The 13,078-nt window shown below is 77.2% G+C and carries 12 protein-coding genes; 6 read left to right on the top strand and 6 right to left on the bottom strand.

Annotated elements, in window-relative coordinates:
• Positions 1-77 precede the first annotated feature (77 nt).
• Complete coding sequence (locus FBY24_RS11595) at positions 78-2,651, bottom strand: DEAD/DEAH box helicase (RefSeq protein ID WP_142160745.1); 2,574 nt, start codon at positions 2,649-2,651, stop codon at positions 78-80.
• Between the two features lie 122 nt (positions 2,652-2,773).
• Between FBY24_RS11595 and FBY24_RS11600 the strand changes: the two genes are divergently transcribed.
• Positions 2,774-3,196 carry a hypothetical protein gene (locus FBY24_RS11600; RefSeq protein WP_142160746.1) on the top strand — a complete coding sequence of 141 codons (423 nt, stop codon included), beginning with the start codon at positions 2,774-2,776 and terminating at the stop codon, positions 3,194-3,196.
• Positions 3,197-3,226: 30 nt separating this feature from the next.
• Here FBY24_RS11600 and FBY24_RS19010 read toward each other — a convergent pair whose 3' ends face one another.
• The gene (locus FBY24_RS19010; RefSeq protein ID WP_160158498.1) at positions 3,227-3,454 is read right to left on the bottom strand and encodes a hypothetical protein; all 228 of its coding nucleotides are present in this window, start codon (positions 3,452-3,454) and stop codon (positions 3,227-3,229) included.
• 97 nt (positions 3,455-3,551) lie between these two features.
• Positions 3,552-4,091 carry a GAF domain-containing protein gene (locus FBY24_RS11610; RefSeq protein WP_160158499.1) on the bottom strand — a complete coding sequence of 180 codons (540 nt, stop codon included), beginning with the start codon at positions 4,089-4,091 and terminating at the stop codon, positions 3,552-3,554.
• A 191-nt stretch (positions 4,092-4,282) separates the two neighbouring features.
• Here FBY24_RS11610 and FBY24_RS11615 point away from each other — a divergent pair, with 191 nt between their 5' ends.
• Together FBY24_RS11615 and FBY24_RS11620 are read left to right on the top strand one after the other, a co-directional pair.
• The gene (locus FBY24_RS11615; protein WP_142163472.1) at positions 4,283-5,086 is read left to right on the top strand and encodes a LamB/YcsF family protein; all 804 of its coding nucleotides are present in this window, start codon (positions 4,283-4,285) and stop codon (positions 5,084-5,086) included.
• 29 nt (positions 5,087-5,115) lie between these two features.
• Positions 5,116-6,819, top strand: coding sequence for an urea amidolyase family protein (locus tag FBY24_RS11620; RefSeq protein WP_255432366.1), 1,704 nt, complete (start codon positions 5,116-5,118; stop codon positions 6,817-6,819).
• Positions 6,820-6,835: 16 nt separating this feature from the next.
• Here FBY24_RS11620 and FBY24_RS11625 read toward each other — a convergent pair whose 3' ends face one another.
• Positions 6,836-7,858 carry a hypothetical protein gene (locus FBY24_RS11625; protein WP_142160754.1) on the bottom strand — a complete coding sequence of 341 codons (1,023 nt, stop codon included), beginning with the start codon at positions 7,856-7,858 and terminating at the stop codon, positions 6,836-6,838.
• Complete coding sequence (locus FBY24_RS11630) at positions 7,855-8,457, bottom strand: SigE family RNA polymerase sigma factor (RefSeq protein ID WP_142160756.1); 603 nt, start codon at positions 8,455-8,457, stop codon at positions 7,855-7,857. The genes FBY24_RS11625 and FBY24_RS11630 overlap by 4 nt, the downstream gene beginning before the upstream one ends.
• Before the next feature lie 131 nt (positions 8,458-8,588).
• Between FBY24_RS11630 and FBY24_RS11635 the strand changes: the two genes are divergently transcribed.
• Positions 8,589-8,930 carry an STAS domain-containing protein gene (locus FBY24_RS11635; protein WP_142160758.1) on the top strand — a complete coding sequence of 114 codons (342 nt, stop codon included), beginning with the start codon at positions 8,589-8,591 and terminating at the stop codon, positions 8,928-8,930.
• Between the two features lie 236 nt (positions 8,931-9,166).
• Positions 9,167-11,461: a sodium-translocating pyrophosphatase gene (locus FBY24_RS11640; RefSeq protein WP_142160760.1), complete on the top strand. Its 2,295-nt coding sequence runs from the start codon at positions 9,167-9,169 to the stop codon at positions 11,459-11,461.
• 46 nt (positions 11,462-11,507) lie between these two features.
• Here the strand turns inward: FBY24_RS11640 and FBY24_RS11645 are convergent, their stop codons facing one another.
• Positions 11,508-12,158 (bottom strand): hypothetical protein, encoded by a 651-nt coding sequence (locus FBY24_RS11645; RefSeq protein WP_142160762.1) that lies wholly within the window; start codon positions 12,156-12,158, stop codon positions 11,508-11,510.
• Positions 12,159-12,337: 179 nt separating this feature from the next.
• On the opposite strand from FBY24_RS11645, the gene FBY24_RS11650 reads away from it, so the two are divergent.
• Positions 12,338-13,045: an endonuclease/exonuclease/phosphatase family protein gene (locus FBY24_RS11650; protein ID WP_142160764.1), complete on the top strand. Its 708-nt coding sequence runs from the start codon at positions 12,338-12,340 to the stop codon at positions 13,043-13,045.
• Positions 13,046-13,078 lie beyond the last annotated feature (33 nt).

The following is a 13,078-nucleotide window of genomic DNA, read 5'->3' on the forward strand; positions in this document are numbered from 1 at the left end:
CCCAGCACGTCGGCCCGGGCACGACCGCCGCGCGGCACCTCGCAACCCCCCTGTGCGAGGTGCCGCGCGGTGCTGCGTCAGCCGGCAGGAGCGTGCGCGAGGACGGCCGTGAGCAGCCGCAGCGCCGCGTGCTTGTCGAGCGGGTCGTTGCCGTTGCCGCACTTGGGCGACTGCACGCACGCGGGGCAGCCCGCGGCGCACGGGCACGCGGCGATCGCGTCCCGGGTCGCCGCCAGCCACGTCGGGCCGAGGTCGAACCCGCGCGCGGCGAACCCCGCACCCCCGGGGTGCCCGTCGTGCACGAACACGGTGGCGTGCCCGGTGTCGACGTGCGCGAGCGTCGACAGCCCGCCCAGGTCCCACCGGTCGCACGTCGCCAGCAGCGGCAGCAGGCCGATCGACGCGTGCTCGGCCGCGTGCAGCGCCCCCGGTGCGGCCTCCAGGGTGACGCCCGCCTCCTCGAGCACCGCCGCCGGGGCCGTCCACCACACGGCGGCCGTGCGCAGGGTGCGGGCCGGCAGGTCCAGCTCGTGCGTCCCCAGCACCTGCAGGTCCGGCAGGCGCCGGCGCTGGTAGCCCAGCACCTGCGTGGTCACGTCCACCTGCCCGGTGGCCCAGGTCACCGGCCCCCAGGAGACCTCCTGCTCGACGTCCACCACGGACGTCGACGTCACCCACCGCGCCCAGGTGCCGTGGTCCACGTCCCGCGCCGTCGCGAGCGCCACCGCGTCGTCCAGGTGCAGGTCGTCCACCACGAACGTGCGCCCCTGGTGCACGTACACCGCACCCGGGTGCACGGTCGCGTCCGCCGACGCGGCGTCGACGGTGCCCAGCAGGCGGCCCGTCGCCGTCTCGACCACCCGCACCGGCTGCCCGCCCGCCCCGCGCAGGTCCGTCAGCCGGCTCGCCGGCTCCGCGTGCGTCCAGTACCAGCCCGACGACCGGCGCCGCAGCACCCCCCGCTGCGTCAGCTCGTCGAGCAGCGCCGGGGCCCGCGGGCCGAACAGGTCGAGCTCCTCGGCGCGCAGCGGCGCCTCCGCGGCCGCCGCGCACAGGTGCGGCGCCAGCACGTACGGGTTGCCGGTGTCGAAGACGGTCGCCTCGACGGGCGCGTCGAGCACTGCCTCGGGGTGGTGCACGAGGAACGTGTCGAGCGGGTCCTCGCGGGCCACGAGCACGACCAGCCCGTCCGAGCCCGCGCGTCCTGCCCGCCCGGCCTGCTGCCACAGCGACACCCGCGTGCCCGGCCAGCCCGCCACGAGCACGGCGTCGAGCCCGGAGATGTCCACGCCCAGCTCGAGCGCGCTCGTCGTGGCGAGCCCGCGGACCTCGCCGCTGCGCACCGCCCGCTCCAGGGCCCGGCGCTCCTCGGGCAGGTACCCGCCGCGGTACGCCTGCACCTGGTCCACGAGCGCGGGGTGCACGGCAGCGAGGTGCGCCTGGGTGGTCGTCGCGACCGACTCCGCCCCGCGGCGCGACCGCGTGAACGCGAGCACGCGAGCGCCGGCCGCGACGAGGTCCGCCAGCAGGTCCGCGACCTCGGCGGTCGCCGTGCGCCGCGGGCGGTCGGTGCGCACGGCGACGAGCCGCTCGCCGGTGCCCTGCGGCCCCGAACCCTCGGGGGTCACCGGCTCCGGGAGCCCACCCGCGGCGTCCGGGTCGCGTGGGCCGTGCTCGGCGGGCTCGTCACCGGCGGGGTCGGCCGCACCGACCCCGGTGTCGCCACGAGCCGGGACCAGCAGGACGCTCGCCCACGGGTCGTCGTCGGGGACCAGCGCCGACCACGGGCTGTCCCCGCCGGGCAGCTCGGGCGGCTGCCACAGCACGAACGCCTTGCGCCCGGCCGGGGACGCGTCGGCCGTCACCGCGTGCACCTCGTGCGCCGGGACGCCGACGAGCCGGGCCGCGCTGGTGGCCGGGTCCCCGGTCGTCGCGGACGCCATCACCATGACCGGTGCGGCGCCGTAGCTCGCCGCCACCCGCCGCAGCCGCCGCAGCACGAGCCCGACGTGCGCGCCGAACACCCCGCGGAAGGCGTGGCACTCGTCCACGACCACGTAGGCGAGCGACCCCACGACCCGTGACCACGTGCGGTGCTGCGGCAGCACCGCGTGGTGCAGCAGGTCGGGGTTGGTCAGCACGACGTCCGCGTGCTCGCGCACCCACCGGCGCTCGTCGCGCGACGTGTCGCCGTCGCACGTGGCGACCCGCACGTCGCGCACCCCCGACGCGGCCAGCAGGCGCTCCACCGACGCCAGCTGGTCGGCGGCCAGGGCTTTGGTGGGGCTCAGGTACAGCACGGTCGGGCGACGACGGGCCGACTCGATGCGCCCCGGGTCCAGCACGGCGCCAGCGCGGGCCGCCCGCACCGTCGTCAGCGCGGGCAGCCAGTACGCGAGCGACTTGCCGGAGCCCGTCGAGGTCGCGAGCACCGTGTGCCGGCCGGCGTGCACGGCCTCGGCGGCGTCGACCTGGTGCGCCCACGGCCGGTCGACACCGAGCGCCCGGTACCCGCGGACGAGGTCCGGGTCCGCCCACGCGGGCCAGTCCCCGTGCGTCCCGGCGCGCGGCGGCAGGTGCCGCACGTGCGTGGCCCGCTCCGCGAGGCGCCCGCCCGCCGCCAGCACGTCGAGCAGCTCACCGGGACCCACCGCCGCATCATCGCACCGTGTGTCCTCCCTGAGGACGACGACGCCCGCCGCGCGCCGCGCCAGGATGGGGGTGTCGGCGCCGACCGTGCGCCGCGAGCCGGACCCACGAGGGCGGGGTGGCCGTGCTGAGGACCGTCGTGGCGGTCGCCGCCGCGCTGCTGGTCGCCGTCGGCTGGGGTCTGCGCGGGGCGGCGGAGGCCCGGGCGGACGACCACGACGGCGGGTCCGGGCCGCCCGCGCAGCGACCGTGGGCCCGCGTCGTGGGTGACGGGCCGCTCGTCGGTCTGTGGGTGCTGCTCCTCGCCGTCGCGGCCGCGTGGTCGCTCGGCGCGCACCTCGACGGCAGCGGCGCCGTGCACCCCGCGGCGGTCGCGGCCGGTGCGCTCGTGCTCGGGCTCACCTGCAGGGAAGTCGCGTTCCTGCGGACCTCCCGCACGCGCGGGACGCTCACGCACGCGCTGCTGGCCCGTCGGCTCGTCGCCGCGGCGGTCGTCGTCCCGGCGCTCGCCCTCGCCGCGTGGGCGCTCGACGCCTCGGCCGGGTAGGGCCTGGACGGGACCCGCCGACAGGGCCGGTCAGCGGGTCGCCGGTGCGGCGTCGTCCTCCGGGGAGGTCCTGGACCACAGGCCCACGTCGAGCCACCCCGCCCCGACCTGCACCTGCAGGCCGACCAGCGCCGCCGACGCCGGGGGCGGCACCTCCAGGTGGGCGGGCAGCAGCGCGAACGCGGACCGGTCGTCGGGCGCGTCGAACGGCGCGCCCAGCACCTCCCACCGCTCGGTCACCACCCGGTACGACGCCATGCCGTCCACGGTAGGGGCGCACGGGCCCGGCACGGAAGACGGGCGTCACCGCGCGTTCCGCCGACGTTCAGGGCCCGTCCGCGTGCGCGTCGCGCCGTCAGTCGCCCTGGAACGCCTCGTGCAGCAGACGGCGCAGCTCGAAGTGCGCCTCGACCATGCGACCGAGGATCGTCATGTGCCGCACCTGCCGCTCGGTCCACTCCCGCACCCGGGTGTCGAACACCTCGACCGTGGCGATCGGCTCGTCCTCGACCGAGCTGACGGTCACCCCGATGTACGCCCGGACCCGGTGGTGCCCGGTGACGTACGGGTTGTCGGCGAACCGCGGGTCGGCGGTCATGTCCCCGACCACGGTGGGGTGCAGGCGGTCCCGGACCGTCACCGCGGTGAACGACTGCGCCGCGTCGATGGTCGCCACCTGCGACCCCACGCGCGCCCGGACCACGCCCTCCGCGGGGAGCACCAGCGTGATCGTGGCCAGCTCGGCGCCCGTCACGTCGGTCGCCAGCTCGATGAGGTCCTCGTACTCCGGCCCGTCGAAGGAGTGCAGCAGCCCGTACCGGTCCAGCACGTCCAGCGCGTGCTGCCCGGTCCCGTCTGGCACGTCCGTCGTGGTGCCCTGCTCCGTCGTCGTCATGCCCTGTCCCGTCCCCCTGGGTGCGCCGCCGGTCGGCAGGGCGTCCGTCGGTCCCATCGGCGCCGTGCGGCGCGATCCGCAGGTTTCGGGCCGGACGGGGCGCGGGCGCGCGCCCGTGCACCCGCCCGCCGGGCTCGCGGGTGCGGGTCGACGTGACCACCGCCGTCCCGCCGCGGGAGGATCGGCGCGTGATGCGCATCGACCTCAACGCCGACCTCGGCGAGGGCGACGGCGACTGGCGCCTCGAGCCCCCGGCGGACGACGCCCTGCTCGACCTCGTCTCGTCGGCGAACGTCGCCACCGGCTTCCACGGCGGGGACGCCGCGACGATGGCCGCCACGTGCGCGGCCGCGGCGGCCCGCGGTGTCGCGGTCGGGGCGCACCCGTCGTACGACGACCGGGCCGGGTTCGGGAGGCGGGCGCTCGACGTGCCCCCGGACGTGCTGCGCGCCCAGGTGGCGTACCAGGTCGGCGCGCTCGTCGCCGTCGCCCGCGGCACCGGCGCCCGGGTCACCCACGTCAAGCCGCACGGCGCCCTCTACAACGCCGTCGTGCACGACGACGTCCAGGCCCGGGCGGTCGTCGAGGCCGTCGCCGCCGTGGAGCCCGGCCTCGCGGTGCTGGGGCTGCCGGGGTCGCGCGTGCTGGCCCGTGCGGCCGAGGCGGGCCTCGTGCCCGTCGTCGAGGCCTTCGTCGACCGCGGCTACACCGCCCGGGGCACGCTGGTGCCGCGCACGCAGCCCGGCGCGCTCGTCACCGACCCCGAGCAGGCCGCCGAGCGCGCCGTGCGGATGGCCGTCGAGGGCGTCGTCGTCGCGGTCGACGGCACGGTCCTGCCGCTGCGCGCGGCGTCGTTGTGCGTGCACTCCGACACCCCGGGCGCGGTGGCGCTGGCCACGGCGGTGCGCCGCGCGCTCCTCGACGCAGGTCTCGCCGTGCGCCCGTTCGTCGACCTCGACGCGGGCGCCACGGCCGCACCCGGCCCTCGCGCGTGACGGGCCCCGGCCCTGACGGCGCCCCGGTCGTGCGCCCCTACGGCGCGGACGCCGTCCTCGTAGACCTGCCGGACCTGCGGGCCGTCCGGGCGGTCGACGCCGCGCTGCGCACCGCCGCCCCCGCCGGCGTCCTCGACGTGGTGCCCGCCGCCCGCACCGTCCTCGTCCGCGGCGCCGCCGACCGCCGGGCGGCCTGGGCCGCGCGCGTGGCGACGCTCGCCCGTGACACCGCCGGGCCCGGGACGCGACCCCTGGACGACGCCGCAGACGCCGACGGGGTCCCCGACGCCGTGCCGCCGCGGACCGTCGAGGTGCCGGTGGTCTACGACGGTCCCGACCTCGACGAGGTCGCCGCGCTCACCGGCCTCGCCGTCGAGGAGGTCGTGGCCCGGCACCTCGCCGGCGGGCCGGGCGGGTACCGGGTCGCGTTCGGCGGGTTCATGCCCGGCTTCGCGTACGTCGTCGGTGTCGACCCCGCGCTGCAGGTGCCCCGCCGGTCCTCGCCGCGCACCCGCGTGCCGGCCGGGTCGGTCGCGGTCGCGGGGGAGTTCACCGCCGTGTACCCCGGGCCCACGCCCGGCGGGTGGCGCCTGATCGGCACGTCGCCCGAGCCGGTGTTCGACGTCACCCGCGGGCGCGACGGCGCCGCGCTGCTCGCCCCCGGCGACGCCGTGCGCTTCGTGCGGCGCCGTCCCGCCGCGGTCGTGGCGGCGCCCGCACCGGGTGCGACGACGGGGCACGCACCCGTCCCCGCGGACGCCCCCGCACCGGGTCGGCAGGGCACGGACGGACCGGCCACGGACGGCCCGGCCCCGGCGGGCCCCGGCGGCGACGCACCCGCCCTGCTGCCCCTCGCGCTCACGGTCGTGCGCCCCGGCCCGCTCGTCCTCGTCGAGGACCTCGGCCGCCCCGGGCTCGCCGCGGTCGGCGTCCCACGGTCGGGTGCTGCGGACCCGGCCGCGCTCGCGCACGCCAACCGGCTCGTCGGCAACGCCACCTCCGCCGCCGGCCTGGAGGTGCTGCTCGGCGGGCTCGTCGTCACCTTCGGCGGCTCGACCGCGTTCGCGCTGACCGGCGCGCAGACCGACGCGCACCTCGACGGCGTGCCCGTGCCCCACGGGGTCGCCGTCCGCGCACCCGCCGGCGCGACCCTCGCCCTCGGCGCCCCCGCCCGGGGCCTGCGCACGTGGCTCGCCGTGCGGGGCGGCGTCGACGCCACCCCGGTGCTGGGCTCGCGCGCGCACGACCAGCTCTCCGGGCTGGGGCCCGCCCCCGTCCGCGCCGGCGACCTCCTCGCCTACGGCACCTGCTTCGACGGGCTGCCCGCCGTCGCCGACCCCGGCACGAGCCCCCCGGCGCCGGCGCGGCGAGGGCCGGGGCGGACGGTCCTGCTCGCCGCGACCACGGGCCCCCGGCTCGGACACCTGGCACCCGCCGCCCAGGACGCGCTGTGGCGCCGGACCTGGACGGTGGCACCCGAGAGCAACCGGGTCGCCGTCCGGCTCGACGGCGACCCGCTCACGCTCGCGGGCCACGGCGAGCTGCCGTCGGAGGGGCTGGTGCCCGGGGCCGTCCAGGTGCCCCACGACGGGCGACCCGTCGTCTTCGGTGCCGACCACCCCGTCACCGGCGGCTACCCCGTCGTGGCCGTGCTGACCCCGCGGGCGTGCGCGCGGGCCGCGCAGCTGCGACCGGGCGAGCACGTCCGGATCGTCCCGGCCGTCGGCACGTGAGCGCACCGTGCCCGGGTCACCCGGCGACGTCGAGCGGGACGACGCGGTAGACCAGCGACGGTGCACCGTCGGGCAGGGTCGACTGCCAGACCGTCACGACGTGGCCTCCGAGCGTCCGCGTGAGAGGCCCGGTCACCGGCACGCGCCCCGAGGCCGGGTCGTGGTCGAGCAGTGCTGCGGCGACGGCCAACCGGTCGTCCCCCGGGGCCTCGACCTCGACGACCCAGCCGTCGTCGGTCGTGGCGGTCCCGTCCTGCACCGACGCGATCGTCCCGCCGGCGAGCGGCACCTCCTGCGGGAACCCGGCGGGGGCCGGGATCTGCTCGAGCGGCTCCGCGACCGTGAGGGTCCACGGCCCGTCGGTCCGCGCAGGCATCCCGGACCGCACGTGCAGGACCCACAGGTCGTAGTCGCCCGGGGGCAGCCGCCGGCCGTCGTCGCACCGGCCGAGCGACAGCACCGAGGTGCCCGTCTCCCACTGCTCCGAGCCGTCGACCTGCTCGGAGCCGGCGCCCGGCACGACGTCGCGCAGGTCGGACCTCAGAGTCGACGTCGAGACGACGACGCCGTCGCGGGCCAGCAGCGCGCGGGTGTCGGTCGGCAGCGGGTTCACGTCTCTCCCCTGCACGACGTCGGTGAGCATGATCGGCACCTCGGACCCACCCCAGGTGCCGAGCGGCGGGCTGCTGCTGAAACCGCCCCGACCGTCATCCGACGGGACGCCGACCATCGTCCCGACGGACGCGTCCGCCGCCGGGAGCGTGCCGACGTCCGAACCGCAGCTGCCCGGTTCGGCGCCCGGACGGGCGGCCGGCAGCGACGGTGACGGTCCCAGCAGGCCGGCGCTGAGGCCGACGGCGCCGAGCGCAGCCGCGGCGGCCGCCGCACCGGAGACGGTCTGCAGCGCGCGTCGGCGTCGGACCCGTGCCGTGATGCGCTGGACGACCGCGAGCGCGTCCGTCTCGTCCGGTGCCAGGCGGGACGCGCGGCCGGCGGCCTCGGCGATCTCGTTCAGGGCGACGTCCAGGTCCGTGCTCATCGGGTCCTCCGGAGGGTGACGAGGGTGTCGACGGTCGGGTCGGTCGGTGGTGGTGCGGCGGAGCCGTCCGGTCCCAGGACGCGCCCCAGGGCGCGGGCGCCGTCGGACAGGTACCGCTTGACCGCGCCCTGCGAGAGACCGAGGGCGTCGGCGACCTGCGCGACCGTCATGTCCTCCAGGTGCCGCAGCACCACGCAGGCGCGGACCCGGGGGGCGAGCGTGGCCAGGGCCTCCTGCACGGCCAGGCGCGTGGTGACCACGGGCTCGGGCCCGGCCTGCGGGCCGTCGGGCGGCGTGCGGTCGGGGGCGGCCGTCAGGTGCCGGATCGTCGCCCAGTGCCGACGTCGGCGGAACCCGTCGACGTACGTGGTGAGGATCGCCCGGCGCACGTACGCCTCCGCGGAGGCGACCTCGCGGGTGCCGCGCCCGCGGGTGAAGGTGCGGACCAGCGCGTCCTGCACGAGGTCCTCCGCCTCGCGCAGGTCGCCGGTCAGCAGGTACGCGTACCCGACCAGCGCCCGGCCCCGCTCGCGCACGAGCGTGCCGAGCGCGTCCTCCCACGCCGCGACCCGTCCGGCCCTGCCGTCCTCGGCCCTCACGCGCCCACCCTCGTCCCGTCGTGGCACGGCCTCCCCCTGCGGGGCCGCGCTCACCCTCCCAGACGTGCGGGGGCCCCGGAACGTTGGGGTCGGGCGGCATGGTGCTTGAATCGTCCTGGGGGGAGGCTGTGATGCACCTGCACGTGAGCACGGAGGACGTGGGGGGCCGCACGGTCGTGCGCGCGGTCGGCGAGGTCGACGTGGCCAGCGGCGACCGGCTGCGCGACGCGCTCGCGCGGGCGGTGACCGACGGGCGGACGGACCTCGTCGTCGACCTCACGGGCATCACGTTCATGGACTCGACCGGGCTGGGCATCCTCGTCGGTGCGCTCAAGAGACTGCGCCTGGCCGGCGGCACCCTCGAGCTCGTCATCACCTCGGAGCGGCTGCTCAAGGTCTTCCGGATCACGGGCCTGACCGGCCTGTTCACCATCCACGCGACGCGCGCGGACGCCCTCGGCACGCCGGGCTGACACGCGGCGGGCGGGCGGTCGGCAGCGCCGACCGCCCGGCCGTGCCGTGCACCGTCCACCGTGCCGCGGACCGTGCCGTCCACCGTGCCGACCGCGGGGCGCCGCCGCCCGGTCACCGTCTCGTGCGACGCAGGTCACACCTCCTGCCCTACACTCGCGGGGTCCGGCGGCAACGGGGCCGCGGGGCACGACGCACGCCGCGGGGGGTGGCGTGCGCGCTGTGTCGAGGAGGACGCATGCAGCTCGGTGCCACGAGCATCACGATCGTCTCCGTCATCGCGCTCGTCGCGGTCGCCGCCCTGGTCATGGCCGCCGTGCTGCGCCGCCAGGTGCTCGCGGCGGGCGAGGGCACGGCGTCGATGCAGCAGATCGCGCAGGCCGTCCAGGAGGGGGCGTCGGCGTACCTGCGCCGCCAGTACCGCACGCTGGCCGTGTTCGCGGCCGTCGTGTGCGCCCTGCTCTTCCTGCTCCCCGGGGACGGCGGGGTCCGGCTCGGCCGGTCCCTGTTCTTCCTCGTCGGTGCCGGGTTCTCGGCCGCGATCGGGTTCCTGGGCATGTGGCTGGCCACGCGCGCCAACGTGCGCGTCGCGGCGGCCGCGTCCCTGCCGGGCGGGCGCGCGGAGGGCGCGCGCATCGCCTTCCGGACCGGCGGCGTCGTCGGCATGAGCGTCGTCGGCCTCGGCCTGCTCGGTGCGGCCGCCGTCGTGCTGGTCTACGGCACGCAGGCGCCCGCGGTGCTCGAGGGTTTCGGCTTCGGCGCGGCCCTGCTGGCCATGTTCATGCGCGTCGGCGGCGGCATCTTCACCAAGGCCGCCGACGTCGGCGCCGACCTCGTGGGCAAGGTCGAGCAGGGCATCCCCGAGGACGACCCGCGCAACGCCGCGACCATCGCCGACAACGTGGGCGACAACGTCGGCGACTGCGCCGGCATGGCGGCCGACCTGTTCGAGTCCTACGCGGTGACCCTCGTCGCCGCGCTCATCCTCGGGCGTGCGGCGTTCGGCGAGCAGGGGATGGTCTTCCCGCTGATCGTCACCACCATGGGAGCCCTCGTCGCGGCGCTCGGCGTCGTCATCACCCGCGTGCGGGGCGCCGAGAGCGGGCTCACCGCCATCAACCGCGGCTTCTACGTCTCCGCGCTCGTCGGCGTGCTGCTCGCCGCCGCGGCGGCGTACGCGTACCTGCCCGCCACGTTCGCCCAGCTCACGCCGGGCACCGCGGGCCTCGAGACGCACGCGGGCGACCCGCGGCTCGTCGCGTCGGCCGCCGTGCTCATCGGCGTCGTCCTCGCCGGCGTCATCCTCTGGGTCACCGGGTACTTCACCGGGACGACGAGCAAGCCGACCCTGCACGTGGCGCGCACGACCCTCACCGGGCCCGCGACGGTCGTGCTGTCCGGCATCGGCGTCGGGTTCGAGTCCGCCGTGTACACCGCGGGCATCATCGCCGCCGCCATCTGCGGGGTGTTCCTCGTCGCCGGCGGGTCCGTCCCGCTCGCGCTGTTCCTCGTCGCGCTCGCCGGGTGCGGGCTGCTCACCACCGTCGGCGTCATCGTCGCCATGGACACCTTCGGCCCCGTGAGCGACAACGCCCAGGGCATCGCCGAGATGTCCGGCGACGTCACGCCCGAGGGCGCGCAGATCCTCACCGACCTCGACGCCGTCGGCAACACCACCAAGGCCGTCACCAAGGGCATCGCCATCGCCACCGCGGTGCTCGCCGCGACCGCCCTGTTCGGCTCCTACGCCGACGCCGTCGCCCACACCCTGCGCGACGTCGGCGAGGACGTCGGGGACGGCCTGACCGCCGCGATGATGAGCTACGACATCATCAGCCCCGTCACGCTCGTCGGCGTGATCCTGGGCGGTGCGACGGTGTTCCTGTTCTCCGGCCTCGCGATCGACGCCGTGACCCGTGCGGCCGGCGCCATCGTCTTCGAGGTCCGCCGCCAGTTCCGCGAGCACCCCGGCATCATGACCGGCGAGGTCCGCCCCGAGTACGGCCGCGTCGTCGACATCTGCACCCGCGACTCCCTGCGCGAGCTCGCCACGCCGGGCCTGCTCGCCGCGTTCGCACCCATCGCGGTCGGCTTCGGCCTCGGCGTCGGCCCGCTCGCCGGGTTCCTCGCCGGGGCCATCGGCACCGGGGTGCTCATGGCCGTGTTCCTGGCCAACGCCGGCGGCGCCTGGGACAACGCGAAGAAGATCGTCGAGGACGGCCACCACGGCGGCAAGGGGTCGGCCGCGCACGCCGCCGCCGTCATCGGCGACACCGTCGGCGACCCCTTCAAGGACACCGCCGGGCCGGCGATCAACCCGCTCATCAAGGTGATGAACCTGGTGTCGCTGCTCATCGCGCCCGCGGTCGTGGTCATCTCCGTCGGCGACGACGCGAACCACACCGCGCGCCTGGCGATCGCCCTCGTGGCGACGGCCGTGGCCTTCGGGGCCGTCATCGGGTCCCGGCTGCGCGCCGCCCGCGTCGACCGCGAGGGCCGCCTGGAGCACGAGGCCCCCGAGCTCGTCCGCTGAGGACCGGGGTCGCCGCGCGCAGGACGGGCGGCGACCCCGGCGGGCGTCAGCGGGTGTACCGCTGGACCGCGGGAGCCATCGACGCGTCCGGCATCTCGGTCGTCATGACGAGCTCGTCGTCGGTGCACTCGACGGCTGCCGCCGCGGGGGGCAGCTGACCCACGAGGCTGTCAGCGTTCGCCATCTCGTCCATGCCCGGGATCTCGGTCTCGACCCCGTCGAGCGTCGTGGAGACGTCCATCGTCAGACCCGACGCGTCGACGTCGCCCACCGTGATCGTGTCGTCCTCGACGACCCACGTGCCTGTCGTCGTCCCGCCGCTGACCATGGTCATCACGAGCTCGGTGCCCTCGATCACGGAGGTCATCACGATCGTGCTGTCCGTGGTCGACGTCACGGTCCCGTCCTTCGCGAACGCGGCCGACGCGGTCCCGTCGAACGAGATGTCGAGCCCGTCCGTCTCCGCGGCGAGCGGCGCGAACATGGCCTCGAACTGCTCCGACATCGCGTCCATGTCCTGCTCCCACGTGCCGACCACGCACTCCTCGAGCGTCGGCGGCTCGACCGCCTCGGCCACGGGCGTCGCGGACGCCGGCGGGGCGGACGTCGCGCCCGCGGAGGGCTGCTCGGCCGACGAGCAGGCCGCGGTCAGCAGCAGGGTGGTCGCCGCGAGGGCGAGGGCGGGGGTGCGGCGCACGGGGTCCTCCGGGGTCAGGGCAGGAGGAACCGCACGGCCCCCCTGTGTGGATGCTGTGAACCGTAGCGCCCCGACCTGCGGCTCAAGGCACGTATTCGGCCGCGGACGGGTGACCGCCGGACAGGGAGGGTCCGCTCTGCCTAGGCTGCACCCGGACCCCGGGGGGATCGGGAGGACGCGTGACCGCTGACGAGCACCCCGCCCTGCGGGTGATGACCTACAACGTGCACGGCCTGCGCGACCCCGGCGTCGCGGACGTCGTCCGGGCCTGCCGCCCGGACGTGCTGGCGCTGCAGGAGCCCCCGCGCGGGCCGGGCGGCCGGGCCCGGCTGCTGCGGTTCGCCGGGCGCACCGGCATGCGGCTCGTCGTCGGCGGGGGAGGGGCCCGCACCACGGCGCTGCTCGTCGTCGCGCACCGGCGGGTCACCGACGCCCGGGCCGTGCGGCTGCCGTGGCGTCCCGGGCTCACGCGCCGCGGGGCGTCGACGGCCCTCGTGGACGGTGTGCGGGTCGTGGTCGTGCACCTCGGCCTGCGGGCCGACGAGCGGCTGCGGCACGTCGGGCGCCTGGGTGCGCGGGTGCTGCGCGACGCCACCCGGGCCGACGAGCTCGTCGTCGTCCTCGGCGACCTCAACGAGCGCCCGGGCTCGCCCGCGTGGTCCGCGCTGGCGGAGTCCGCCGCCCTCGTCGACGCCGCGGCCGAGGCGGGGGTCGACGACCCGACGTACCCCGCCGACGAGCCGCGGGTGCGCATCGACGCCGTCCTCGCGGACCCGTTGCTGCCGGTGGTCGGTGCGCTCGTGCCGGCCGACGACCCCGTGGCGCGGGCGAGCGACCACCGTCCCCTCGTCGTCGACCTGCGCCTGCCGGACCCGCCGCAGGGCTGATCGCCTCCGTGCGGCGACCGCCCGCGCACCGGG

This window comes from Cellulomonas sp. SLBN-39, from assembly GCF_006715865.1.
In the GTDB taxonomy this organism is placed as follows: Bacteria; Actinomycetota; Actinomycetes; order Actinomycetales; family Cellulomonadaceae; genus Cellulomonas.

What these genes read in the sequence shown, in the direction of transcription:
- FBY24_RS19010 (WP_160158498.1), bottom strand. Translation starts at nt 3,454, where the DNA reads ATGGCGTCGTACCGGGTGGTGACCGAGCGGTGGGAGGTGCTGGGCGCG.
- FBY24_RS11610 (WP_160158499.1), bottom strand. Translation starts at nt 4,091, where the DNA reads ATGACGACGACGGAGCAGGGCACCACGACGGACGTGCCAGACGGGACC.
- FBY24_RS11615 (WP_142163472.1), top strand. Translation starts at nt 4,283, where the DNA reads ATGCGCATCGACCTCAACGCCGACCTCGGCGAGGGCGACGGCGACTGG.
- FBY24_RS11625 (WP_142160754.1), bottom strand. Translation starts at nt 7,858, where the DNA reads ATGAGCACGGACCTGGACGTCGCCCTGAACGAGATCGCCGAGGCCGCC.
- FBY24_RS11635 (WP_142160758.1), top strand. Translation starts at nt 8,589, where the DNA reads ATGCACCTGCACGTGAGCACGGAGGACGTGGGGGGCCGCACGGTCGTG.
- FBY24_RS11640 (WP_142160760.1), top strand. Translation starts at nt 9,167, where the DNA reads ATGCAGCTCGGTGCCACGAGCATCACGATCGTCTCCGTCATCGCGCTC.